At 68.4% G+C, this 23,448-nt stretch carries 19 protein-coding genes and 1 tRNA gene; 13 read left to right on the top strand and 7 right to left on the bottom strand.

Annotation, left to right across the window (positions count from 1 at the left end; all coding sequences use genetic code 11):
• Nucleotides 1-92: 92 nt before the first annotated feature.
• Both BM43_RS18275 and argA read right to left on the bottom strand, forming a co-directional pair.
• On the bottom strand, nt 93-368 hold the full coding sequence (locus tag BM43_RS18275; protein WP_013698775.1) for an oxidative damage protection protein: 276 nt from the start codon (nt 366-368) through the stop codon (nt 93-95).
• Between the two features lie 47 nt (nt 369-415).
• On the bottom strand, nt 416-1,783 hold the full coding sequence (argA, locus tag BM43_RS18270) for an amino-acid N-acetyltransferase (protein WP_013698774.1): 1,368 nt from the start codon (nt 1,781-1,783) through the stop codon (nt 416-418).
• 23 nt (nt 1,784-1,806) lie between these two features.
• On the opposite strand from argA, the gene hrpA reads away from it, so the two are divergent.
• The 5 genes from hrpA (at nt 1,807) to BM43_RS18245 (ending at nt 10,197) form a co-directional block, all read left to right on the top strand.
• A complete protein-coding gene (hrpA, locus tag BM43_RS18265; protein ID WP_036049965.1) occupies nt 1,807-6,201 on the top strand; it encodes an ATP-dependent RNA helicase HrpA in 4,395 nt (1,464 codons plus the stop codon).
• A 100-nt stretch (nt 6,202-6,301) separates the two neighbouring features.
• Nucleotides 6,302-7,300: a YVTN family beta-propeller repeat protein gene (locus BM43_RS18260; protein WP_017919207.1), complete on the top strand. Its 999-nt coding sequence runs from the start codon at nt 6,302-6,304 to the stop codon at nt 7,298-7,300.
• Between the two features lie 19 nt (nt 7,301-7,319).
• Complete coding sequence (locus BM43_RS18255; RefSeq protein WP_013698771.1) at nt 7,320-8,321, top strand: sterol desaturase family protein; 1,002 nt, start codon at nt 7,320-7,322, stop codon at nt 8,319-8,321.
• A gap of 236 nt (nt 8,322-8,557) precedes the next feature.
• A complete protein-coding gene (locus BM43_RS18250; RefSeq protein ID WP_036049967.1) occupies nt 8,558-9,388 on the top strand; it encodes an EI24 domain-containing protein in 831 nt (276 codons plus the stop codon).
• On the top strand, nt 9,385-10,197 hold the full coding sequence (locus BM43_RS18245; RefSeq protein ID WP_013698769.1) for a competence/damage-inducible protein A: 813 nt from the start codon (nt 9,385-9,387) through the stop codon (nt 10,195-10,197). The genes BM43_RS18250 and BM43_RS18245 overlap by 4 nt, the downstream gene beginning before the upstream one ends.
• A 144-nt stretch (nt 10,198-10,341) precedes the next feature.
• Here BM43_RS18245 and BM43_RS18240 read toward each other — a convergent pair whose 3' ends face one another.
• Complete coding sequence (locus BM43_RS18240; RefSeq protein WP_013698768.1) at nt 10,342-10,806, bottom strand: rhodanese-like domain-containing protein; 465 nt, start codon at nt 10,804-10,806, stop codon at nt 10,342-10,344.
• A 410-nt stretch (nt 10,807-11,216) separates the two neighbouring features.
• On the opposite strand from BM43_RS18240, the gene glnA reads away from it, so the two are divergent.
• The 4 genes from glnA to BM43_RS18220 all read left to right on the top strand — a co-directional run bounded on the left by glnA (nt 11,217) and on the right by BM43_RS18220 (nt 17,803).
• Complete coding sequence (glnA, locus tag BM43_RS18235) at nt 11,217-12,632, top strand: type I glutamate--ammonia ligase (RefSeq protein ID WP_013698767.1); 1,416 nt, start codon at nt 11,217-11,219, stop codon at nt 12,630-12,632.
• A gap of 166 nt (nt 12,633-12,798) precedes the next feature.
• Nucleotides 12,799-13,941, top strand: coding sequence for a nitrogen regulation protein NR(II) (gene glnL / locus BM43_RS18230; protein ID WP_013698766.1), 1,143 nt, complete (start codon nt 12,799-12,801; stop codon nt 13,939-13,941).
• A gap of 39 nt (nt 13,942-13,980) precedes the next feature.
• Entirely contained in the window at nt 13,981-15,498 is a 1,518-nt protein-coding gene (gene ntrC, locus BM43_RS18225; RefSeq protein ID WP_036049969.1) for a nitrogen regulation protein NR(I), read from the top strand.
• A 178-nt stretch (nt 15,499-15,676) separates the two neighbouring features.
• Nucleotides 15,677-17,803: a prolyl oligopeptidase family serine peptidase gene (locus tag BM43_RS18220; protein WP_036049971.1), complete on the top strand. Its 2,127-nt coding sequence runs from the start codon at nt 15,677-15,679 to the stop codon at nt 17,801-17,803.
• 138 nt (nt 17,804-17,941) lie between these two features.
• On the opposite strand, the gene BM43_RS18215 is transcribed toward BM43_RS18220, so the two are convergent.
• Nucleotides 17,942-18,018 (bottom strand) — tRNA-Met (locus BM43_RS18215).
• 192 nt (nt 18,019-18,210) lie between these two features.
• On the opposite strand from BM43_RS18215, the gene xth reads away from it, so the two are divergent.
• Complete coding sequence (gene xth / locus BM43_RS18210; protein WP_036049978.1) at nt 18,211-18,987, top strand: exodeoxyribonuclease III; 777 nt, start codon at nt 18,211-18,213, stop codon at nt 18,985-18,987.
• Nucleotides 18,988-19,077: 90 nt separating this feature from the next.
• Here the strand turns inward: xth and BM43_RS18205 are convergent, their stop codons facing one another.
• Entirely contained in the window at nt 19,078-19,554 is a 477-nt protein-coding gene (locus tag BM43_RS18205) for a RidA family protein (RefSeq protein ID WP_013698762.1), read from the bottom strand.
• A gap of 140 nt (nt 19,555-19,694) precedes the next feature.
• On the opposite strand from BM43_RS18205, the gene BM43_RS18200 reads away from it, so the two are divergent.
• Nucleotides 19,695-20,321 (top strand): TetR/AcrR family transcriptional regulator, encoded by a 627-nt coding sequence (locus BM43_RS18200; RefSeq protein ID WP_017919212.1) that lies wholly within the window; start codon nt 19,695-19,697, stop codon nt 20,319-20,321.
• Nucleotides 20,322-20,400: 79 nt separating this feature from the next.
• On the opposite strand, the gene BM43_RS18195 is transcribed toward BM43_RS18200, so the two are convergent.
• Nucleotides 20,401-21,042 (bottom strand): DUF1109 domain-containing protein, encoded by a 642-nt coding sequence (locus tag BM43_RS18195; RefSeq protein ID WP_017919213.1) that lies wholly within the window; start codon nt 21,040-21,042, stop codon nt 20,401-20,403.
• Nucleotides 21,039-21,587: a sigma-70 family RNA polymerase sigma factor gene (locus BM43_RS18190; protein ID WP_013698759.1), complete on the bottom strand. Its 549-nt coding sequence runs from the start codon at nt 21,585-21,587 to the stop codon at nt 21,039-21,041. The genes BM43_RS18195 and BM43_RS18190 overlap by 4 nt, the downstream gene beginning before the upstream one ends.
• A gap of 395 nt (nt 21,588-21,982) precedes the next feature.
• Here BM43_RS18190 and BM43_RS18185 point away from each other — a divergent pair, with 395 nt between their 5' ends.
• Both BM43_RS18185 and BM43_RS18180 read left to right on the top strand, forming a co-directional pair.
• Nucleotides 21,983-22,612, top strand: coding sequence for a cytochrome b/b6 domain-containing protein (locus BM43_RS18185; protein WP_036041027.1), 630 nt, complete (start codon nt 21,983-21,985; stop codon nt 22,610-22,612).
• Nucleotides 22,613-22,628: 16 nt separating this feature from the next.
• Entirely contained in the window at nt 22,629-23,405 is a 777-nt protein-coding gene (locus BM43_RS18180; protein ID WP_013698757.1) for a molybdopterin-dependent oxidoreductase, read from the top strand.
• Nucleotides 23,406-23,448: the final 43 nt, after the last annotated feature.

Below are 23,448 nucleotides of genomic sequence, written 5' to 3'. Positions count from 1 at the left end.
GACGAGGTGCTGGGAGGAGGGAAAGGCGGAAGAGCGGAGGCAACCCGTCCGCGCGGCGCCAATGCACCACGCGGACGAAGCAGGGGAGGCGATCAGCCCTCGGTCGGCGGCACGAAGCCGGCGGCCTGGTCGGCGCCGTCGCCGAAGAAGTACTTCTCGGTCTGCTTGACCAGGTACTGACGCGCGCGCGGGTCGGCCATGTTCAGGCGATTCTCGTTGATCAGCATCGTCTGCTGCTTGAGCCAGCCCTGCCAGGCTTCCTTCGAGACGCTTTCATAGATGCGTTTGCCGAGTTCACCCGGCAGCGGCGGAAAATCGAGGCCTTCGGCTTCCTTGCCGAGCTTGGCGCATTGAACCATACGGGTCATCGTTGACTTCTCCTGTGATCGACTGGGGGTGGCGCGCGTCGCGCCGCTCAGAGGTGCTTCATCAGCACGAGCGACTTGCGCTGCCAGTTATAGAGTTTGCGGCGGTCCTCGGGCAGGTCGTCGACGGTCGCCTTGACGAAGCCGCGCTTGAGGAACCAGTGTTCGGTGCGGGTGGTGAGCACGAAGATGCGCGTGAGGCCCCGCGCGCGGGCGCGCTGCTCGATGCGCTTGAGCAGGCGCTCGCCGTCGCCCGAGCCCTGCGCCTCGGGCGCCACGGTCAGGCAGGCCATCTCGCCGATCTTCTCCTGCGTATACGGATAGAGCGCCGCGCAGCCGAACAGCACGCCATCGTGCTCGATCACCGAGAAGTGATCGATGTCGCGTTCGATCTGGTGGCGGCCGCGCCGTACCAGGGTGCCGTCGGTCTCGAGCGGCTCGATCAGCGTGAGGATGCCGCCCACGTCGTCGGGCGTGGCTTCGCGCAGGCTTTCCAGGTTCTCGTACGAGATCATGGTGCCTACGCCGTCGTGCAGGAACAGTTCGAGCAGCACGCTGCCGTCCAGCGTGTAGGGCAGCAGATGCGCCCGCGCCACGCCGCCGCGGCAGCCGCGAACCGCGTGCTTCAGGTAGAAGGCCTCGTCGCCCTGTACATTGCCGGAATCGAGCAGGTCGGCGGCCGCGTCGAGCGACATTTCGCGGACCAGCTCGCCCTCGCTGTCGAGCACGCCGGGCGCCTCGGTCAGGAAGATCAGCTTGTCGGCGCGCAGCGCGATCGCGGCGGCCGAGGCGACATCCTCCATCGACAGGTTGAAGGCTTCGCCGGTCGGCGAGAAGCCCAGCGGCGAGAGCAGCACCAGCTTGCGGCTGGCCAGCGAGTGGCGGATCGATTCGGCATCGATCTTGCGCACCACGCCGGTGTGCTGGAAATCGACGCCGTCGAGAACCCCCACCGGGCGCGCCGTGACGAAGTTGCCCGACACCACGCTGATGTGGGCATGCGCCATCGGCGAATTCGGCAGGCCCTGGCTGATCGCCGCCTCGATGTCCAGGCGCACTTCGCCGGCCGCCTCCTTGGACGACTCGAGCGCGCGCGCGTCGGTGATGCGCAGCCCGTGCGAGAACTCCGACTCCACCCCGTGCAGGCTCAACTGCTCCTCGACCTGCGGCCGCGAGCCGTGCACCAGCACGATCTGGATGCCCATCGCCTGCAGCAGGGCGATGTCGGCGACCAGCGCGTTGAGCAGCCCCTGCTGCACCACCTCGCCGCCGAAACCGACCACGAAGGTGCTGTTGCGAAACTTGTGAATATAGGGCGCGACGGAGCGCATCCAGTCGACGAACTGGGCGTGGCTGATCGCGGTCGCGTCGACGGGCGACGGCGCCGGGGCGGCGGGGAGGTCGGTTTGGGAATTCATGGGCGGGATTATAATGCGCCCCCATGTCGAATGTACCCAAAAGCTCCGCACCGAAGCACCCGGATGCGCAGGCCGGCGAACGCGCGCAACCGGCCGCGTCCCCCGCGTCCCCCTCGCCGCAATCGCAGCCGCCGCGTCGTGCGCCGCAAGCCGCGCCCTCGGCGCCTTCCTCCTCCGCTCAAGACACCCGCCCGGGCCAGGCACAGCCCGAGCGGCCGCCGCGCGCGCCGCGCCAGGAGCGCGAGGCCGGCGCCGGCCCGCGAGGCGGCCGCTCGCCGCGCGAAGGCTTGCCGCCGCGCGAACCCCGCCAGGGCGGCCAGGGCAAGGACGATGCCCGGGGCCGCGAAGCGCGCGCCAGGGCCGAGGGCGGCGAAGCCCGCCCCCCGCGCGAACAGCGCGAGCCGCGTGAAGCTCGCGAGCCGCGCGCCGCGCGGGCGCCCGTGACGCCGAACCCGATCCCGCCGATCAGCTTCCCCGAAAGCCTGCCTGTCTCGGGCAAGCGCGAGGAGATCGCGCGCGCGATCGCCGCCAACCAGGTGGTGATCGTCTGCGGCGAGACCGGTTCGGGCAAGACCACCCAGTTGCCGAAGATCTGTCTCGAGCTCGGCCGCGGGCTCGGTGCTGGCGGCAAGGGCCTCATCGGCCACACCCAGCCGCGCCGGCTGGCCGCCTCGTCCACCGGCCGCCGCATCGCCGAGGAGCTCGGCACGCCGTTCGGCGAGGTGGTCGGCTACAAGGTACGTTTTACCGACAATCTCGCGCCCGGCGCCTCGGTCAAGCTGATGACGGACGGCATCCTGCTGGCCGAGACGCAGACCGATCCGCTGTTGCGTGCCTATGACACGCTGATCATCGACGAGGCGCACGAGCGCAGCCTCAACATCGATTTCCTGCTCGGCTACCTGAAGCAGATCCTGCCCAGGCGCCCGGACCTGAAGCTGATCGTGACCTCGGCGACCATCGACGCCGAGCGTTTCGCGCGCCATTTCGGCAGCGAGGAGAAGCCGGCGCCGGTGTTCGAGGTCAGCGGCCGCCTGTACCCGGTCGAGATGCGCTACCGGCCGATCGCCGACGATCGCCCGGCCGCGATTCGCAACGCCGAGGGCGCCGCCTCCGGGCGCGACCGCCAGAAGAGCGCGCGCGAGGCGGAGCGCGACCTGATGGACGGCATCGTCGACGCGGTCGACGAGCTGTGCCGCGAGGGCCCCGGCGACGTGCTGGTGTTCCTGCCCGGCGAGCGCGAGATCCGCGAGGCGGCCGAGGCGCTGCGCAAGCACCATCCGCCGCACACCGAGATCCTGCCGCTGTTCGCGCGGCTCTCGGCGGGCGACCAGGAACGCGTGTTCAAGGCCTCGAACGCGCGCCGCATCGTGCTGGCCACCAACGTGGCCGAAACCTCGCTGACCGTGCCGGGCATCCGCTACGTGGTCGACACGGGGCTGGCGCGTGTCAAGCGCTATTCCTATCGCAACAAGGTCGAGCAGCTCCAGGTGGAGTCGATCTCGCAGGCGGCCGCCAACCAGCGTGCCGGCCGTTGCGGCCGCGTGGCCGACGGCATCTGCATCCGCCTCTACGAGGAAGCCGACTACCTCGCCCGCGCGCGCTTCACCGATCCGGAAATCCTGCGTTCCTCGCTGGCGGCCGTGATCCTGCGCATGAAGTCGCTGCACCTGAGCTCGATCGAGTCCTTCCCGTTCATCGAGCCGCCGCCGGGCCGTGCGATCGCCGACGGCTACCAACTGCTCAACGAGCTCGGCGCGGTCGACGACGACAACGCGCTGACCCCGCTCGGCCGCGAGCTGGCGCGGCTGCCGCTCGATCCGCGGGTGGGCCGCATGATCCTGGCCGCGCGCGACCAGCAGGCGCTGCGCGAGGTGCTGATCATCGCCAGCGCGCTGTCGGTGCAGGACCCGCGCGACCGGCCGATCGAGGCGCAGGAGCAGGCCGACCAGGCGCACCGCAAGTTCGCCGACGAGCGCTCCGAATTCCTGCAATGGCTGCGGATCTGGAGCTGGTTCGAGGAGGCGGTGGCGCACAAGAAGTCGAACCGGCAACTGGTGGACGCCTGCCGCGCCAACTTCCTCTCGCACCTGCGGCTGCGCGAGTGGCGCGACGTCCACAGCCAGCTGCTGACGGTGGTGCGCGAGCACGGCTGGCGCCTGAACGAGGTCGAGGCGACCTTCGAGCAGGTTCACCTGTCCTTGCTCACGGGCCTGCTCGGCAATATCGGCATGAAGGCCGACGACGAGCCGCATTACCTGGGCGCGCGCGGCATCAAGTTCCATCTGTGGCCGGGCTCGGCCCTGGTCAAGAAGGCCGGGCGCTGGGTGATGGCCGCCGAACTGGTGGAGACCAGCCGGCTCTATGCGCGCTGCCTGGCGAGGATCGAGCCCGAATGGGTCGAGAAGATCGGCGCGCACCTGCTCAAGACCTCGCTCTCGGAGCCGCACTGGGAGAAGAAGCCGGCCCAGGTGAGCGCCTACGAGCGCGGCACGCTGTATGGCCTGATCATCTACAACCGCCGCCGCGTGGCGTTCGGCCGGCAGGATCCGCGGCGCGCGCGCGAGCTGTTCATCCGCGGCGCGCTGGTGGATGGCGAATTCGATACGAAGCTCGCCTTTTTCGCCCACAACCGCAAGCTGCTGGCCGATATCGAGCAGCTCGAGCACAAGTCGCGCCGCCAGGACGTGCTGGTCGACGACGAGCTGATCCACGGCTTCTACGACCAGGCGATCCCCGAAGGCATCCACACCGGCGCGGCGTTCGAGCGCTGGTATCGCGACGAGGTAAGGAAGAGCGGCCAGGCCGAGGACAAGCTGCGCCTGCTGTACCTGTCGCGCGACGACCTGATGCGCCACGAGGCGGCCGGCGTGACCACCGACCTGTTCCCGAAGCGGCTGACCATGGCCGGCGTCGAGATGGGCCTGAGCTATCACTTCGAGCCCGGCTCGCCGCGCGACGGCGTGACCCTGCAGGTGCCGCTCTACGCCCTGAACCAGGTGGACGCGCGCCGCGCCGAGTGGCTGGTGCCGGGCATGCTCAAGGAGAAGGTGCAGTTGCTGCTGAAGTCGCTGCCGCAGAAGCTGCGCCGCCACTGCGTGCCGCTGCCCGAATTCGCGGCCGGTTTCGTCGAGCGCGCGGGCGGCGAGCGCTTCGGCGCCGGCGCGCTGCTCGACGTGCTGATCGGCGATATCCGCAACCAGACGCAGATCGCCATGAAATCGTCGGATTTCAAGCTGGAAACGCTGGCCGCCCACCTGTTCATGAACTTCAAGGTGATCGACGAGCATGGCCGCCAGCTCGGCATGGGCCGCAACCTGGCCCAGTTGCGCGGCGAACTCGGCGCGCAGGCGCAGCAGCACTTCCAGAAGATCGCCGCGGCGGCCACGCTGGCGCCGGCCGGCGAATCGGCCGAGGGCGCCGAGCTGCGGCCGGCGCCGGCCGCGGCCGGCAGCGCCGGGCGTTCGGCGCCGCCGCGCACCGCGCCGGCCACCGCCAAGGGCGCGGCCGGCGGCGTGGGCGAGGGCGGCCAAGGTGGGCAAGGCGCGCCGGGCGGCGCGACCGCGCTCTACGAGAACCTCACCACCTGGAACTTCGGCAAGCTGCCCGAGCTGCTGGAAATCCGCCGGCGCGGCCAGACGCTGTTCGGCTATCCGGCCCTGGTCGATCGCGGCACGCATTGCGACGTCGAGGTGTTCGACTCGCCCGAGGAGGCGGCGCGCATCCACCGCGCCGGGCTGCGGCGCCTGTTCGCGCTGCAGTTGAAGGAGCCGATCAAGTACCTGGAGAAGAATCTGCCGGGCCTGCGCGAGATGGCGATGCAGTACATGACGCTGGGCTCGCAGGACGAGCTGCGCGACCAGTTGATCGACACCGCCCTGGATCGCGCCTGCCTGCAGGACCCGCTGCCGGTCGACGACGCGGGCTTCCACGCGCGCCGCGACGAGGGCCGCAGCCGCCTGAACCTGTTGGCGCAGGAGATCGCGCGGCTGGTCGGCCAGATCCTGGCCGAGTACGCCGGGCTCGGCAAGAAGCTGGCCCAGGCCAAGCCCTTCGCGGCCGCCCATGCCGACATGACGGCCCAGCTCGGCGCGCTGGTCGGCAAGCGTTTCGTGATCGACACGCCGTACCCGCAGCTCGCGCACTTCCCGCGCTACCTGAAGGGGATCGCGATGCGCATCGACAAGCTGAAGGCCGACGCGGCCCGCGACGCGCGCCAGTTGGCCGAGTTCGCGCCGCTCAACCAGCAGTACCAGCGGGCCCTGTCGCAGCGCGGCGGGGCGGCCGATGCGCGGCTCACCGAGTTCCGCTGGCTGCTCGAGGAATTGCGCATCTCGCTGTTCGCGCAGGAACTTCGCACTCCGATGCCGGTCTCGGTCAAGCGGCTGCACAAGGTCTGGGAGTCGCTGCAGCGCTAGCGCAGCTCCGGCCGCGCAGGCGAATTCGGGCGGGCGGCCGGTCAACCGGACGTCCGCTCGAACGTTCTACAATGACGGCTGTTTCCCGACGTGAGTCTCCATGCGCAATTTCCTGTCCCTCGGTCGCGCCGCCCTGCTGTTCGGCGCGCTGACCGTCGCCGCGGCGCCCGCCGCCTTCGCCAATAACGTGATCGTGCTGAATTCGGCCGAGGCGACCCTGTCGTTGATCGACGAGCACTCGCACCAGGTGGTCGGCACGCTGCCGACCGGCAAGGAACCGCATCACCTGATGGCGACGCCCGACAATTCCTCGCTGATCGTCGCCAATTCGGTGTCGAACAGCCTGATGTTCCTCGATCCGCGTACCGGCGCGCCGCAGCGCACCGTGGAAGGCATCGACGATCCCTACCAGCTCGGCTTCTCGCCCGACCGCAAGTGGTTCGTGGCGGCCGGCCTGCGCCTGGACCGCGTCGACATCTACGGCTACGACGGCCAGAACGTCCACCTGGTCAAGCGCGTGCCGCTGCAGGTGATGCCGAGCCACCTGGCCTTCACCAAGGACAGCCGCACCGTGCTGGTGTCGCTGCAGGTGTCGGGCGAGCTGGCCGCGATCGACCTGCCGACCCAGACGGTCAAGTGGAAGATGAAGGTCGGCAAGGTGCCGGCCGGCCTGTGGATGACGCCCGGCGACAAGTACGTGCTGGTCGGCATGACCGGCGCCGACTACGTGGCGGTGGTGGACTGGCGCAACCAGAAGGTGGTCAAGACCATCCCGACCGGCAAGGGCGCCCACAACTTCCGCTCGCTGGCCGACGGCACCCACGTGGCGGTGACCAATCGGGTCGCGAACACCATCAGCATCATCGACGAGAACACGCTCACCAACGTCGGCGACATCACCGGCCTGCTGCCCGGCCCCGACGACATGGAGCTGTCGGCCGACCGCAAGACGCTGTGGGTGACCTTCCGCTTCGCCAAGAAGGTCGGCGTGATCGACCTGGCCAGCCGCCGCCTGATCCAGACGATCCCGGTCGGCCGCTCGCCGCACGGCATCTATTTCTACGATCGCGCGCCGGTGACGGCGCCCAACGGCGCCTGACGCCGGCCGGAGCACGCCGATGCTGCACATGATCGCCTCGATGCTCGATACCTTCGTGTCGAACCTGCAGACCTGGCTGTACGTCGATATCGTCCAGCCGCTGATGTTCAGGTTCGACCTGATGGACTACGACGAGGACACCTACGACGCGCTGTACTGGGTGATCGTCGGCGCGCTGCAGGTGGTGGCGATGTACCTGCTGCTGCGCCCGCTCGAGGCGCTGCGGCCGGCCGAGTCGTGGCAGCACCGCCGCGAGACGCGCGTCGACGTGCTCTACACCTTGATCGCCAAGCTCGGCATCTTCACGCTGTTCTTCTTCTTCGCGATGCAGCCCCTGTTCGACAACTTCCAGTCGTGGCTGCGGCTCAAGGGCGTCGCGAACCTCAATCTCGACACGCTGTGGCCCGGGGTGACCTCGCAGCCGCTGGTGGCCTTCCTGATCTACCTGGTGGTGCTCGATTTCGCCGGCTACTGGTATCACCGCTGGCAGCACCGGATCGGCGTGTGGTGGGAACTGCACGCGGTCCATCACAGCCAGCGGCAGATGTCGCTGTGGACCGACGACCGCAACCACCTGCTCGACGACCTGATCCAGGGCTGTTTCTTCGCCGCCATCGCGCTGGTGATCGGCGTGTCGCCCTCGCAGTTCGTGGTGCTCACGGCGCTCTCGAACTTCGTGCAGAGCGTGCAGCACACCAACGCACGGCTGCCGTTCGGCTGGCTCGGCGAGCGCCTGCTGGTCAGCCCGGCCTTCCACCGGCGCCATCACGCGGTCGGCTACGGCCACGAAGGCACCGCCTACGGCTGCAATTTCGGCGTGCTGTTCCCCTGGTGGGACATGCTGTTCCGCACCGCGTCCTGGAACAAGACGCCCGAGCCCACCGGCATCCGCGAGCAATACCAGGGCGTGTCCTATGGCGACGGTTTCTGGTCCCAGCACTGGCTCGCGATGGTGCGCATCGCGCGACGCCTGGCAGGCCGCAAGCCCGGCAAGCCGGGTGTCTCGGCCGGCACGGCCTGAGCGCCGCCGCCGGGCCTGCTGGCGACATACGACAGGATTGCCCCCGCTTGCCGAAACCGCCCGGTTCTCCCGAATCCGGGCGGTTTGCTTTTGGGCGCACCGGTGGTTCATCCCGGGCCGGGCCCGCCGCTTCGGCATCCCCATCGCGGCCCGGGTGCATCGCGGTTTTGCCGGCCGGGCGCGACGTGGTTTATGCTTGGTGCCGCCCTGATCCATTTCTCCCCTTATCCGCCCGCATGACCGACCTGCTGCGCTCCTTCGGCCGGGCTCTCGCGAGTGCGCTGCACCCGCGGATGCTCTGGCTCACGTTCGTGCCGTTCATCGTCGCCGCGCTCGGCTGGGGCATCGTGCTCTGGTTCGCCTGGCAGCCGCTGGTGGGCCTCGCGCGCGCCGCGCTCGAGGGCTTCGCGCTGACCTCCTGGATCTATCATTTCTTCGCCTCGATCGGCGTGCCGCAACTGCATGCGGTGGTGGCGCCGTTCCTGGTGGTGGCGGTGGCGATTCCGCTGATCGTGCTGACCGTGCTGCTGCTGATCGCCGCCATCTCGACGCCGGTGGTGGTCGCCCACCTGTCGCGGCGCCAGTTCGCCTCGCTCGAGCAGCGGCGCGGCGGCACCTGGTACGGCAGCGCCTTCAATTCGCTGTGGACCGCGCTGGCCAGCATCGTGGTGCTGGTCGTCACGCTGCCGCTGTGGCTGATCCCGCCGTTCTTCGCGCTGCTGCCGCCGCTGATCTGGGGCTGGCTGACCTATCGCGTGATGAGCTACGACGCGCTCGCCCAGCATGCCAGCGCCGAGGAGCGGCGTGCGCTGGTGCGCCGGCACCGCTGGCCGCTGCTGGGGATCGGCATCGCCAGCGGCCTGCTCGGCACGGTGCCGACCTTCATCTGGGTATCGTCGATCTGGACGATGGTGCTGTTCCCGTTTGTCGCGGCGGCGATGATCTGGGTCTATGCCTTCATCCTCGTCTTCTCGGCATTGTGGTTCGGTTTCTATTGCCTGCACGCGCTGCAGGACCTGCGAGCGGCCGCCGCCGCACCTTCCCAAGCATTGACGAGGCATCAATGAGCATCGGCATCATCATCATCGGCGACGAGATCCTGTCCGGTCGCCGTCAGGACAAGCATCTGGCGAAGATCATCGAACTGCTCGGCGCGCGCGGCCTCGCGCTCGACTGGGCCGAGTACGTCGGCGATTCGCGCGAGCGCATCACGGCGGCGCTCAAGCGCGCCTTCGCGGCCGGCGACATCGTGTTCTCGACCGGCGGCATCGGCGCCACGCCCGACGACCACACGCGCCAATGCGCGGCGGCCGCGCTCGGCGTGCCGCTCGCGCTGCATCCCGAGGCGCGCGAGCTTATCGCGGAACGCATCCGCGAGATGCACGGCGACGCCGCCACGCCGGTCGATTTCGAGTCGCCGGAGAACCGCCACCGCTTCGAGATGGGCACCTTCCCGCAGGGCGCCGCCATCATCCCGAACGGCTACAACAAGATCCCGGGCTTTTCCTGCGGCGACGTGCATTTCGTGCCGGGCTTCCCGGTGATGGCCTGGCCGATGATGGAGTGGGTGCTCGATACCAAGTACCAGCACCTGCATCATGCGACGCCGTTTACCGAGCGCTCGGTGCTGGTGTTCGAGCTGCCGGAATCGACGCTGACGCCGCTGATGGAGCGCATCGAGCAGGATTTCGCCGGCGTGCGCGTGTTCAGCCTGCCCAGCGTGGGCGACGCCGAGCGCGGCGGCATCTATGCGCGCCGCCATATCGAGCTGGGCGTGAAGGGCGAACCGGAGGCGGTGGCGGCCGCCTTCGTGAAGCTGCGCGAGGGCGTGCATCATCTCGGCGGCGATATCGTCGAGCCCGAGGCAGCGCGCTGAGCCGCGGCGCCGGGCGCCGCCGTCAACCGCTTCCCCCCGGCTTCGGCAGCCGGGCTTCCCCGCAAACGACACGGGCCGCATCTCGCGGCCCGTCATCGTGATGTCATCGCGCGGCCGGACGATGAACCCGACCGCCTGCCACCTTCAAGCGCCGATCCAGGGCAGCTTGCGATAGCACCAGCCTTCGACCGTCTTCCGATGCCCTTGACCGTCCTTCGCGCCCTCGAAACCCTCGAGCACGTCGAACGCCTTCGTGTAGCCGGCCTGTGCGGCGGCCACCGCGGCCAGCTTCGAGCGCGCCGCGCTGCGGCACAGGAACAGCACCGGCGTGTCGGGCCCGGCCACCGCCTTCAACTGCTCGATGAAATCGGGATTCGGCACGCCGCCGGGATAGCGGGTCCATTCGATATGCGCGTACTGGCCGTCGCCGACCAGCGGGCGGCCGACCCAGTCGAGCTCGGCGCGGGTGCGCACGTCGACCAGGCGCACGGCCGGGTCCAGTTGCAGCAGTTCGAAGGCTTCAGCGGGCGGCAGGGCGCCGCCGTAGTTCAGCTTGCCTTCGACGCGGTGCGCGTCGGCGTGGGCATAGAGCTGTTCGAGCGTGGTCATGGCGAGACTCTCTGGTCGACTCAAACCGGCATTCTAGCGCGCGAGCCGCGCGGGTCGGGCCGCGAGCGCGCGTCTGCCTGCCGGCGGCGCGCAAAATCACCAAATCGGTGCGAAATCAACTTTCGGGGACCGATCGGCATTATTTTGGTGCGTTTCTCTCGTTTTTGCCTATATTTGGTGCATAGAATGCGCCGAGCCGAGCCGGCCAAGCCCCGAAAGCGCGCGGGGCGGCCCTGTCCCGGCGCGGTTCGCCGCCCGCCGCGCCGAACTGGCGCATGGGTGGCATGGAAGCTGCTTTAGTAGCTCCGGTCAAGTCGGCCCCCTTGCTGCGCTCCAGCACCGAAGCCGATTCATCCGCTTAACGGAGGCGGTCCCAGTCCGCCGGATTTGTTCAATCAGGAGAAGAGGTTATGAGTAAAACCGTCGCCGACGTCATGCAGCTCGTGAAGGACGAGGACGTCAAGTTTGTCGATTTCCGCTTCACGGACACGCGCGGCAAGGAACAGCACGTGTCGGTGCCGGTGTCGGCTTTCGACGAAGACAAGTTCGAAAGCGGCCATGCATTCGACGGCTCGTCGATCGCGGGCTGGAAGGGGATCGAAGCGTCGGACATGCTGCTCATGCCGGATCCGGCCGCTGCCTTCGTCGACCCGTTCTACGAGGAGTCGACCCTGGTGCTGACCTGCGACGTGGTCGAGCCGGCCGACGGCAAGGGCTATGAGCGCGACCCGCGCTCGCTGGCCAAGCGCGCCGAAGCCTACCTGAAGAGTACGGGCATCGGTGACACGGCCTTCTTCGGTCCGGAGCCGGAATTCTTCATTTTCGACTCGGTCCAGTGGAACACGGACATGTCGGGCACCTTCGTGAAGATCAACTCCGAGGAAGCCCCGTGGTCGTCGGGCAAGGACTTCGAAGGCGGCAACACGGGCCACCGCCCGGGCACCAAGGGCGGCTACTTCCCGGTCGCGCCGGTCGACACGTTCCAGGACATCCGTTCGGAAATGTGCCTGCTGCTCGAGCAGATCGGCATCCCGGTCGAAGTGCACCACCACGAAGTGGCGGGCCAGGGCCAGAACGAAATCGGCACGAAGTTCTCGACCCTGGTCGAGCGCGCCGACTGGACGCAATGGCTGAAGTACATCGTCCACAACGTCGCGCATTCCTACGGCAAGACGGCGACCTTCATGCCGAAGCCGGTGGTCGGCGACAACGGCTCGGGCATGCACGTGCACCAGTCGATCTGGAAGGACGGCCAGAACCTGTTCGCGGGCAACGGCTACGCCGGCCTGTCGGAAACGGCGCTGTTCTACATCGGCGGCATCATCAAGCACGCCCGTGCGCTGAACGCGATCACCAACCCGACGACGAACTCGTACAAGCGTCTGGTCCCGCACTTCGAGGCACCGGTCAAGCTGGCCTACTCGGCACGCAACCGCTCGGCATCGATCCGCATTCCGCACGTGTCGAACCCGAAGGGCCGTCGTATCGAGACGCGCTTCCCGGATCCGATGGCGAACCCGTACCTGTGCTTCTCGGCCCTGCTGATGGCGGGTCTGGACGGTATCCAGAACAAGATCCATCCGGGCGAGGCCGCCGACAAGAACCTGTACGACCTGCCGCCGGAAGAGGATGCAAAGATCCCGACCGTCTGCGCGGGCCTGGACCAGGCGCTCGAGGCACTCGACAAGGATCGCGAGTTCCTGACGCGCGGCGGCGTGTTCACCGATGCGATGATCGACGCGTACCTGGGCCTGAAGGAACAGGAACTCGCGAAGTTCCGCATGACCACGCACCCGGTCGAGTTCGAGATGTACTACTCGCTGTAAGCGTGGCGATGGCGCTTCGTCACGTCATCGAGCGAAGCGCCGTCCTGCCGTCCGGTTTCCGGGAGCGAAAGCTTCCCGGCAGCCGGGCACACGCGAAGGGGACGGCGTTGGGCCGTCCCTTTTTCATTGCAGCGTTTCACCAGTCACGGGCGGGCATCCACGCAAGATGGTTCTGAAGAATCTGATCAAGGCCAGGGCAGGGCAGCCGGAGCGGCTGTCGGACGACGAGAGGCTGCTGCGCTCGGGGCTGCTGAACGGGCTCGAGGCGCTGCCCACGGTGGTGCTGGTGCTCGATCGCCGCACGCTGCGGATCGCCTTCGCGAACCCGTCGGCCGAGGCGATGCTCGACATCTCGCGCCGCCAGCTCGCGCAGATGCCCTGGAGCGACCTGTTCCCCAACTCGACCGAGCTGGCGACCACCATCACCGCGATCGGCGAGGGCCGTTTCCAGGCCACCCATCTCGACACCGTGCTGGAGCGGCCGGGCCGCGAGGCGCTGCACGTGCATGCGATCGTCGGTTTCCTGGAGGGCGCGCCCGACTACGTGCTGGTCGAGCTGTTCGAGAACGAGCGGCAGTCGCGCACCGACCGCGAGGAGCGGATCCACGACCTGACCGCGGTCAACAAGCACCTGATCCGCAATCTCGCGCACGAGATCAAGAATCCGCTCGGCGGCATCCGTGGCGCGGCGCAACTGCTCGAGTTCGAGCTGTCCGAGCGCGAGCGCGGCGAGCTGCGCGAGTACACGCAGGTGATCATCAAGGAATCCGACCGGCTGCAGACGCTGGTCGACCGGCTGCTGGAGCCGCACCGGCATCCGCACATCGTCGGCGACGTCAACGTGCACGAGGTTTGCGAACGCGTGCGCGCCGTGATGCTGGCCGAATTCCCGCGCGGGCTGACCATCGAGCGCGACTACGACGTCAGCGTGCCCGACCTGCGCGGCGACAAGGAGCAGCTGATCCAGGCGCTGCTCAACATCGTGCGCAACGCCGCCCAGGCGCTGCGCGAACGTATCGCCCAGGGCGATGCGCGCATCGAATTGCGCACCCGCGTGGCGCGCAAGATCACGATCGGCAAGAAACTGTTCAAGCTGGCACTGGACTTGCACGTGATCGACAACGGCCCCGGCATTCCCGAGGACATCCGCGACCGGATCTTCTATCCGCTGGTGTCGGGGCGAGAGGACGGCAGCGGCCTCGGCCTTACGCTCGCGCAGACCTTCGTGCAGCAGCACGATGGAACGATCGAGGTGGAAAGCCGGCCGGGGCGTACCGAATTTCAGATTTTGCTGCCGCTCGATCATTGAGCGGCAGTGCAGCGACTCACCGATCCATCTGACCGACCTATGAAGCCGATCTGGATAGTAGACGACGACCAATCGATTCGCTGGGTGCTCGAAAAGGCACTCGCGCGCGACAGCTTCGCGACCCGAAGCTTCTCGAACGTTCGTGAGGCGCTGGCCGCGCTCGACCATGAATCGCCGCAGGTACTGGTATCCGATATCCGGATGCCGGGCGGTTCGGGCCTCGAGCTGCTGCAGGCGATGCACGAGCGCATGCCGGGCCTGCCCGTCATCATCATGACCGCGTTCTCCGACCTCGACAGCGCGGTGGCCGCCTTCCAGGGCGGCGCCTTCGAGTACCTGGCCAAGCCCTTCGACGTCGACAAGGCGGTCGAGCTGATCCGGCGCGCGGTCGAGGAAAGCCTGCGCGGCGGCGTGCCCGACGACGACAAGCTCGCCGACGCGCCCGAGATGCTGGGCCAGGCGCCCGCCATGCAGGACATGTTCCGCGCCATCGGCCGGCTCTCGCACTCGGCCGCGACCGTGTTGATCACGGGCGAATCGGGCACCGGCAAGGAGCTGGTGGCGCGTGCGCTGCACCGCCATAGCCCGCGCGCGAACGGCCCCTTCATCGCGCTGAACACCGCGGCGATCCCGAAGGACCTGCTGGAGTCCGAACTGTTCGGCCACGAGCGGGGCGCCTTCACCGGCGCGCAGACCACGCGCCAGGGCCGTTTCGAGCAGGCCGAGAACGGCACGCTGTTCCTCGACGAAATCGGCGACATGCCCTTCGACCTGCAGACGCGCCTGCTGCGCGTGCTGTCGGACGGGCAGTTCTATCGCGTGGGCGGCCACAACCCGCTGCGCGCCAATGTGCGCGTGATCGCGGCGACCCACCAGAACCTCGAGTCGCGGGTGCGCCAGGGCCTGTTCCGCGAGGACCTGTATCACCGCCTCAACGTGATCCGGCTGCGCTTGCCGGCGCTGCGCGAGCGCAGCGAGGACATCCCGCTGCTCACGCGCCACTTCCTGCAGAAGAGCGCGCGCGATCTCGGCGTCGAGCCCAAGCGCGTCTCGGACGAGGCGCTCGCCTACCTGACCTCGCTGCCGTTCCCCGGCAACGTGCGCCAGTTGGAGAACCTCGCGAACTGGCTGACCGTGATGGCGCCCGCGCAGACCGTCGAGATCAAGGACCTGCCGCCCGACCTGGGCCCGGCGCAGGCCGCGCCCGGCGAGGGCGTGACGCCGGCCGCGGCGGCGGTCAGCAGCGATGCGCTGCCGGCCGGCACGAATGGCGCGATGGGCGGCATGCTGCCGGGCGCGCCGATCGCCAGCGGCGCGGTGGCCGCGCCCGTGTCCAGCCATCCGGTCTGGGAGCAGGGCCTGCGCACCGAGGTCGCGCGGCTGCTGCGCGAGAACTCGGCCGACGTGATGGACGAACTCGCGCGCCGCTTCGAGGCGGCCGTGATCCGCGAGGCGCTCGACTTCACGCGCGGCCGCAAGGTCGAGGCGGCCGAGCGGCTCGGCATCGGCCGCAACACCATCACGCGCAAGATCCAGGAACTGCACCTGGAGCCGTGATGCCGGACGGCGAACGCGCGGCGGCCCCGGCCGGCTGCCGCGCGTTCGCCGTTTCGCGAGATGTCGCGGCCGGCATGCACGATGCGTCGCCTTGCGTGGTCGCTCGCGGTTTTCCACGCTTTTCATCGCGTGCCGCGCGATCGGACATAATCGGGGTTTGCTCTTCAGCCGAACCACGATGTCCGATTCGTTCCACTGGCCCGACGGGCCGGATCCCTTCAAGTTCCTCGAATCGCTCGACAGCCGGCGCGCCCGCGCCTGGGTCGACGAGCAGAACGCGCGCACCCACGCCGCGCTGCGCCACGACGAAGCCTTCAACGCGCTCGCCGCGCGCCTGGCCAAGGCCTACCTGCCGCGCGAGCGGCCCGTGATCCCGGCGCGCTGGCGCGAGTGGGCCTACGACCTCTGGCAGGACGATCGCCATCCCAAGGGCCTGTGGCGCCGCGCGCGCTGGGACGACTGGCGCGCCGGCGAGCCGGACTGGCAGGTGCTGCTCGATGTCGACGCGCTCGGCGCGCACGAGCGCGAATCCTGGGTGTTCGAGCACGACGCGATCCTCTATCCCGATGGCGATCGCGCGCTGCTGTCGCTGTCGCCGGGCGGCGCCGACGCGGTGGTGGTGCGCGAGTTCGACCTGGAGCGGCGCTGTTTCGTCGAGGACGGTTTTCGGATCGACGAACCCGGCAATCACACGGTCGACTGGATCGATCGCGATACCGTCTACGTGAGCTGGGAGCGCGACGAGGACTCGACCACCGAGGCCGGTTATCCCTACGAGGTGCGGCGCTGGACGCGCGGCACGGCGCTCGACGCGGCGCCCGTGGTGTTCCGCGGCGAGCCCGACGACATCAGCGCCGGCGCGGCCTTCGATCCGATCGAGCAGCGCCATACCGCCTGGCGCAGCGTCGATTTCTTCGACCTGCATACCTACCGGCTCGACGCGGCGGGCGAGTGGCGGCGCTACGAGGTGCCCGCGCACGTGGTGGTCGGCTTCTGGCACGGCTGGCTGGTGCTGGAGCCGCGTCTCGACTGGGATTGCGAGGGCGTGTTGCACGCCGGCGGTTCGCTGCTGGCGATCCGCGAGGATGCCTTCCTGGCCGGCTCGCGCAGCTTCACCACGCTGTTCGCGCCGGGGCCCTCGACCTCGGCCTGCAGCTGGACCCACACGCGCCACACGCTGATCGCGAGCTGGCTCGACGACGTGCGCAATCGCACCTTGCTCTGGCAGCCGCAACAGCAGGAGGACGGCGGCTGGACCTGGACGTCGCGGCCGTTCGCCTGGAGCGGCGAGGCCGAGATCGATCTCGAGCCGGTGGAGCCGACGCTGAATGACGAGGTGTTCGTCGACGTCGATACCTTTCTCGATCCGCCCGAATGCTGGCTCGCCGATCTTGCCGACCAGGCCGAGGATGCCGCCGCGCGCCGCGTGCTGCTCGACCGGCCGCCCGTGCAGTTCGAGGCGAGCGCCCTGGTGGTGCGGCGCGCGGTGGCGCGCTCGCGCGACGGCACCGAGGTGCCGTACACGCTGATCGGGCCGCGCGATGCGCTCGACGGCGAGACCGACGCGCAAGGCGCGACGCGGCGCATCGCGCGCCCCTGCCTGTTGTCGGGCTACGGCGGCTTCGCGATTCCGAACCTGCCGGCCTACAGCGACGCGCTCGGCATCGCCTGGCTGGAGCGCGGCGGCGTGGCCGCCTTCGCGCATATCCGCGGCGGCGGCGAGTTCGGCTCGCGCTGGCACACCGATGCGCAGCGCGAACATCGGCAGCGCTCTTTCGACGACTTCATCGCGGTGGCCGAGCACCTGATCGACAGCGGCGTGACCACGGCCGCGCAGCTCGGCATCGAGGGCGGCAGCAACGGCGGCCTGCTGGTGGCGGCCTGCATGGTGCAGCGGCCCGAGTTGTACGGCGCGGTGCTCTGCCAGGTGCCCTTGCTCGACATGCAGCGTTACCCGAAGCTGCACGCGGGCGCGGCCTGGCTCGACGAATACGGCGACCCCGACGATGCGCGGCAGGGCGCGGCGCTGGCCGCCTATTCGCCGTATCACCGCGTGCGCGCGGATCGCATGTATCCGCCCTTGCTGCTGAGCACCTCGACGCGCGACGATCGCGTGCATCCCGCCCATGCGCGCAAGATGGCCGCGCGCATGCAGTCGCTCGGTCACGAACAGGTCTGGTACTGGGAGAATACCGACGGCGGTCACGGCAGCGCCGACGACCTGGAGCGCGCCGAATCGGATGCGGCCGATTTCGGTTTCCTCTGGGCGCACCTGGGGCCGGCGCCGGCGACGGCGGGAAGCTGATAGACGGTGAGAGAAGGGCGGCGAGGAAACTCGCCGCCTGTCGCGCACGCGAAAAACAAAAAACCCGGCAACAAGGCCGGGTTCTTCGTCTGGCGAATCACGCAGCGGTCAACTGCGTGGCACATCGCCGGATGTGTTTGGTTGCGGGGGTAGGATTTGAACCTACGACCTTCGGGTTATGAGCCCGACGAGCTGCCAGACTGCTCCACCCCGCGTCAGAGAAAACAAAGTATAGGGGTATTACGCGTGTGTGTCAAACAATACCGAGAAAAAAATTTCACGCGCCCGGCGCGGACGGAACAATTCCTCTGCGCTGGTACACTCCCGTCGAGCCGGTCTGACCGCGCGGCAGCGCGGCCGGCCGGGCCATTCCGGCATCGCCCGATACACCACGGACACTCGATTCGATGAAGATCGCCACCTGGAACGTCAACTCCCTGAACGTGCGCAAACAGCACGTGCTCGACTGGCTGGCCACCAGCCACGCCGACGTGCTCTGCCTGCAGGAGCTGAAGCTCACCGACGACAAATTCCCGAAGGCCGACCTCGAAGCGGCCGGCTATCGCAGCTGGTTCACGGGCCAGAAGACCTACAACGGCGTGGCGATCCTGGTGCGAGACACGCTCGGCGTGGACGAGACCGATGTCGTGAAGAACATTCCCGGCTTCGAGGATCCGCAGCAACGCGTGATCGCGGCCACCGTCAACGGCGTGCGGATCGTCTCGGCCTATTTCCCGAACGGGCAGGCGCCGGATTCGGAGAAGTTCGTCTACAAGCTGCAATGGCTCGATGCGCTGCAGGCCTGGCTCAAGGACGAGCTGACGCGCCATCCGAAGCTCGCGCTGCTGGGTGACTACAACATCGCCCCCGAGGATCGCGACGTCCACGATCCGGCCAAGTGGGAAGGGCAGAACCTGGTGTCGCCGCAGGAGCGCGCGCATTTCGCGGCGCTGCTCGAGATGGGTTTCGTCGATGCCTTCCGGCACTTCGAGCAACCCGAGAAGACCTTCACCTGGTGGGACTACCGGATGATGGGCTTTCGCCGCAACGCGGGCCTGCGCATCGACCACATCCTGCTGTCGCCGGCGCTGGCCGGGACGCTGACGGCCTGCGAGGTCGATCGCGTGCCGCGCACCTGGGAGCAGCCTTCGGATCACACGCCGGTGATCGCGACCATCGAGTGAAGGCGGCAGCGGCGCTCGCCTGACGTTCGCGGGTAGCATTGAAGACAACGCGGCGGCCATCGTGCCGCCGCGTTGTCGTTTCCGCGCGTCTCAGCGCACCTCGTCGGCGGGGGCCAGCTCGAAGATGCTGTCGATCTCGACCGGGATGCCCATCGGCAGCGTATGCACGCCGAGCGCGCTGCGCGCCGGCAGCGCGTCCTCGCCGAACAACTCGCGCAGCAGGTCGCTCGCGCCGTTGGCCACCAGCGGATGCGCGGTGAACGAAGCGTCGGCGCGCACGTAGACGGTCAGCCTCACGCAGCGCAGCACGCGATCGAGCCCGCAGGCCTCGTGCAGGCAGGCGAGGATCATCTCCATGGTCAGGCGCGCGGCCTGCCGCGCGCGTTCCGGCGAGATCTCGCTGCCCACCTGGCCCACCACCGGCTTGCCTTGCTCGAAGGGGCCGAGCCCCGATACGTGCGCGAGATCGCCGACGATCGAGACGCTGCGATAGGAGCCGAGCGGGCGGATGGGCGCGGGAAGTTCGATGCCGAGCGTAGCCAGGCGTTGCAGGACGGATTGCGTCACGAATCATCTCCAGAAGGCGGGCCGGCCGGCCCGTTCCTTGCAGAACGCCTGGCGGCGCCTGCGTATTCCAGAACGGTTGCACTAAAATACCGGCTCCGGCGCATCCCGCGCCCGGACGATTCCACGGGAGGAAACCGGCGATGGCCCGTCCACGCGAATTCGACGAGCAGGCCGTGCTCGATGCGGCGATCGCGCAGTTCTGGTCGCATGGTTATGCCTCGACCTCGGTGCGCGATCTGGCGACGACGATGGGCATGACCGGCGCCAGCGTCTACAACGCCTTCGGCGACAAGCGCGCGCTGTATGCCCGGTCCTTCGAGCGCTACGTGGAGGCGGGCTTTCGCGATCGCGTGCGACGCTTCGAGCATCAATTGCCGCCGCGTGAGGCGATCGTCGCCTTCTTCGAAGAGATCATCCGTCTCACCGTGCAGGACGCGCAGCGCAAGGGCTGCATGATCGTCAATACCGCCCTGGAACTGGCGCCGCACGACGCGGATTTCCAGCAGTTGCTCGAACGCATCCTCGAGGATATCGAGGCCTTTTTCCTGCGCTGCGTCGAGGCGGGGCAGGCCGAGGGCACGATTGCGCCCGAGCTGGCCGCGGTCGATACGGCGCGCATGCTGTTCGCGGTCTTGCTGGGGCTGCGCGTGCTGGCCCGCGTGCGGCCGCGGCGCGAGCTGCTCGAAGGGGCGGTGCGGCCCGCGCTGGCGATGATCGGCGCGAGCCTGCCGACGGCGAAGCCGCGCGGGCCGGCGCAAGAGACGTAGCGGCGGCACATCCTTCGCGACGACGCCTCGCGCCTTATCGACGAACCGCAGCGAACGGCAGCGCGCGGCGACGGCCGCATCACCAGCGCAGCAGGCGCGGCCCCAGCAGCGCGCCGAGCGCGGCCGGCAACGACATCCCCAGCACATACCAGAGCGCCCAGAAGGCCGGGCTCATCTCCGGGCAATGCAGGCAATAGGCGGCGGTCGCGATCGCGCTGGCGAGCAGCCCGGCCACCGCGCCGGCCAGCCTCGGCCGGGTCGCCGCCAGGGCGCGCATGGCCCAGAACACCGCGGCGAAGCTCGGTGTCGACAGCAGCAGGATGTTGAGCGCACAGACCTTCCACGACAGGCCCAGCATCAGCGGCAGGCGCGCTCCGGGCGCCGCGGCGGCCAGCACGAGTGCGCCGCCGATCCACACCAGCAGGAAGGGCAGCGCGAGCAGCCACCAGCGACGCCCGCCTCGCGAGCCGGGGCGGCCCAGGCGTTCGGCCAGCGGCCAGGCGACAGCCGCCACGGCCAGCGGAAAGGCGAGCTTGATCCAGAACAGGGCCGTGTCCATTGCCGGTGCCAGGTCGCGGCGCCAGCCGAACAGCAACCAGGTCAGCAGCAGCGAGCCGCCCAGGCCGAGCGGCAGCGCCGTGCCGAAGCGGCGCGCCGCGGCGCCGCGATCGGCGGGCGCGACACCGGTGGCGAGCAGGCCGATCAGTTCATCGGTTCTCATCGCTCACCCCGGATCCGCGCCGCCAGCGCCTTGAGCCCGCGATGCACGCCCACCTTCACCGCTGATTCGGACAGGCCCGTCAGCGCCGCCGTCTCGGTTACCGACAAACCCTGCAGCTTCACATGCAGGATCGGCAACCGCTGCTTGTCGGGCAGGTGCTCGAGCAGCTTGCCGATATCGTGGCGCGCCTGGGCCGGCTCGTCGTCGGCCACGGCGAACATCGCCTCGTGATCGTCCTCGAAGGGCACGTTGAGCGCTTCGCGGCGAAACCGCGAGCGGAAGAAATCCATCAGCTTGTAGCGCGCGATCGCATGCACCCAGGCCGTCAGCGGCTCGTCGCTGCGATAGGTGTGGCGCGCATGATGGACGGCCAGCAGGATCTCCTGGACCAGGTCCTCGACGTCGTCGTGCAATTGCGGAATGCGCTTGCGCAGATAGCCGCGCAGGTGACGCGTCAATTCCTGCAGAAAGCCGTGATAGGCGTTGGCATTGCCGTCGAGTCCGCTGACGAACAGCGCTTTCAGGCGGTCTTCCGCTGCGTACAAGGTGCATCCTGTGATGACGGGGCGGCGGTCGCGACTGGGCGTGTCCGCCGGACTGGCATCGACCTGGGACGGCGCGGGCCGCGCGCCTGGGTACGACGGCTCAGGTCTTCGAAATCGGGGTTTTAGATCGACTGTTTTAGAACGACTGCCGCAGAATAACCGAAGGATTTGGGTGCCGCAAGCGCGTGGCCCGATCGCCTCGCCTCGAGGTCGCGCGCTTCGCTTCGGCCTACCACGTTGTCCGGTTCGGCGGCCGCCCGGTGCGGGTGACGGCGCGACGGCAAAAATATTTGCGTGCTGGTGTAACCGAACGCACCGCGCTATCGAATACCTTGGCATGACGGTTCATGTTCGACGAACACGAATCCTTGCAATCCACTTACGCGGTGTTCGATATGGCACTCTCCCTGACCCGATCCGGGCCGCAGCCGATGCGAGCCAAGCCGGTGCATCCGGTCTGGCTGCGCATCACGCACTGGCTCAATGCGCTGGCCGCGCTGCTGATGATGCTGTCCGGCTGGCGTATCTACAACGCCTCGCCGGTGTTCGAATCGATCACGTTCCCCTCGTCGTGGACGCTGGGCGGCTGGCTCGGCGGCGCGCTGCAATGGCATTTCGCGGCGATGTGGCTGCTGGTGCTCAACGGGCTGGTCTACCTGGCGATCAACCTCGCCAGCGGACGCTTCACGGCGCGCTTCTTCCCGCTGTCGCCCGGCGCGGTGTTGCGCGACCTGTTCGCGGCCCTGCGCGGCAAGCTCTCGCACGCGGACCTGACGCACTACAACGCGGTCCAGAAACTCGCCTACCTGGTGGTGGTGCTCGACCTGATCGTGCTGGTGCTGTCGGGGCTCGCGATCTGGAAATCGGTGCAGTTTCCCTTGCTGCGCGAGCTGTTCGGCGGCTACGACACGGCGCGCGTGGTGCACTTCTGCGCGATGGCGGTGATGGCAGCCTTCATCGTCGTGCATGTCGCGATGGTGGCCTTGGTGCCGCGCTCGCTGCTGACCATGCTGCGCGGCCGTTGAGCGCAGGAGAAGAACCATGAAGAACCTGCTCCGCCCGCGCCTGAGCGTCGATCGCGACACCGTGCTCGCCGATGCGCAACGTGAACTCTCGATGCCCTCGCGGCGCCTGTTCGGCAAGCGCCTGCTGACGCTCGGCGGCCTGTCGATGCTCAGCGGCTGCACGCTCGGCGACGACGCCTCGGTCGACGGTTTCCTGTCCGCCGTCTCGCGCCTCAACGATCGCGTGCAGGCCGCGCTGTTCGATCCGCGCGCGTTGGCGCCCACCTATACCGAGGCGCAGATCACGCGGCCGTTCCCCTTCAATGCCTTCTACGGCATCGACCAGGTGCCGCAGGTGGACGGCAGCGACTTCCGCCTGAAGCTCGGCGGCCTGGTGAAGGGGCAGCGCATCTGGACGCTGCCCGAACTGTATGCCCTGCCGCACGAGGAGCAGATCACGCGGCATATCTGCGTGGAAGGCTGGAGCGCGATCGGCCGCTGGGGCGGCACGCGCTTCGGCGATTTCCTGCGGCGCGTCGGCGCCGATACCAGCGCGAAGTACGTGGGGTTCCGCTGCGCCGACGACTACTACGAAAGCATCGACATGGCCACGGCCCTGCATCCGCAGACGCTGCTGGCCTTCGACTACGACGGCCAGCGCCTGCCGGCGCAATACGGCTACCCGATGAAGCTGCGGATGCCGACCAAGCTCGGCTACAAGAATCCGAAGCACATCGTCGAGATATTCGTGACCAATGTCTACCCGGGCGGTTACTGGGTCGACCAGGGTTACAACTGGTTCGGCGGATCCTGAGGTCCGCCGGCTGTTCCCCCAAACGGTCCGCGATGGACGGACC

The sequence above is a fragment of the Burkholderia gladioli genome (assembly GCF_000959725.1).
Lineage (GTDB): Bacteria > Pseudomonadota > Gammaproteobacteria > Burkholderiales > Burkholderiaceae > Burkholderia > Burkholderia gladioli.
This window is presented reverse-complemented; position numbering and strand designations above follow the sequence as displayed.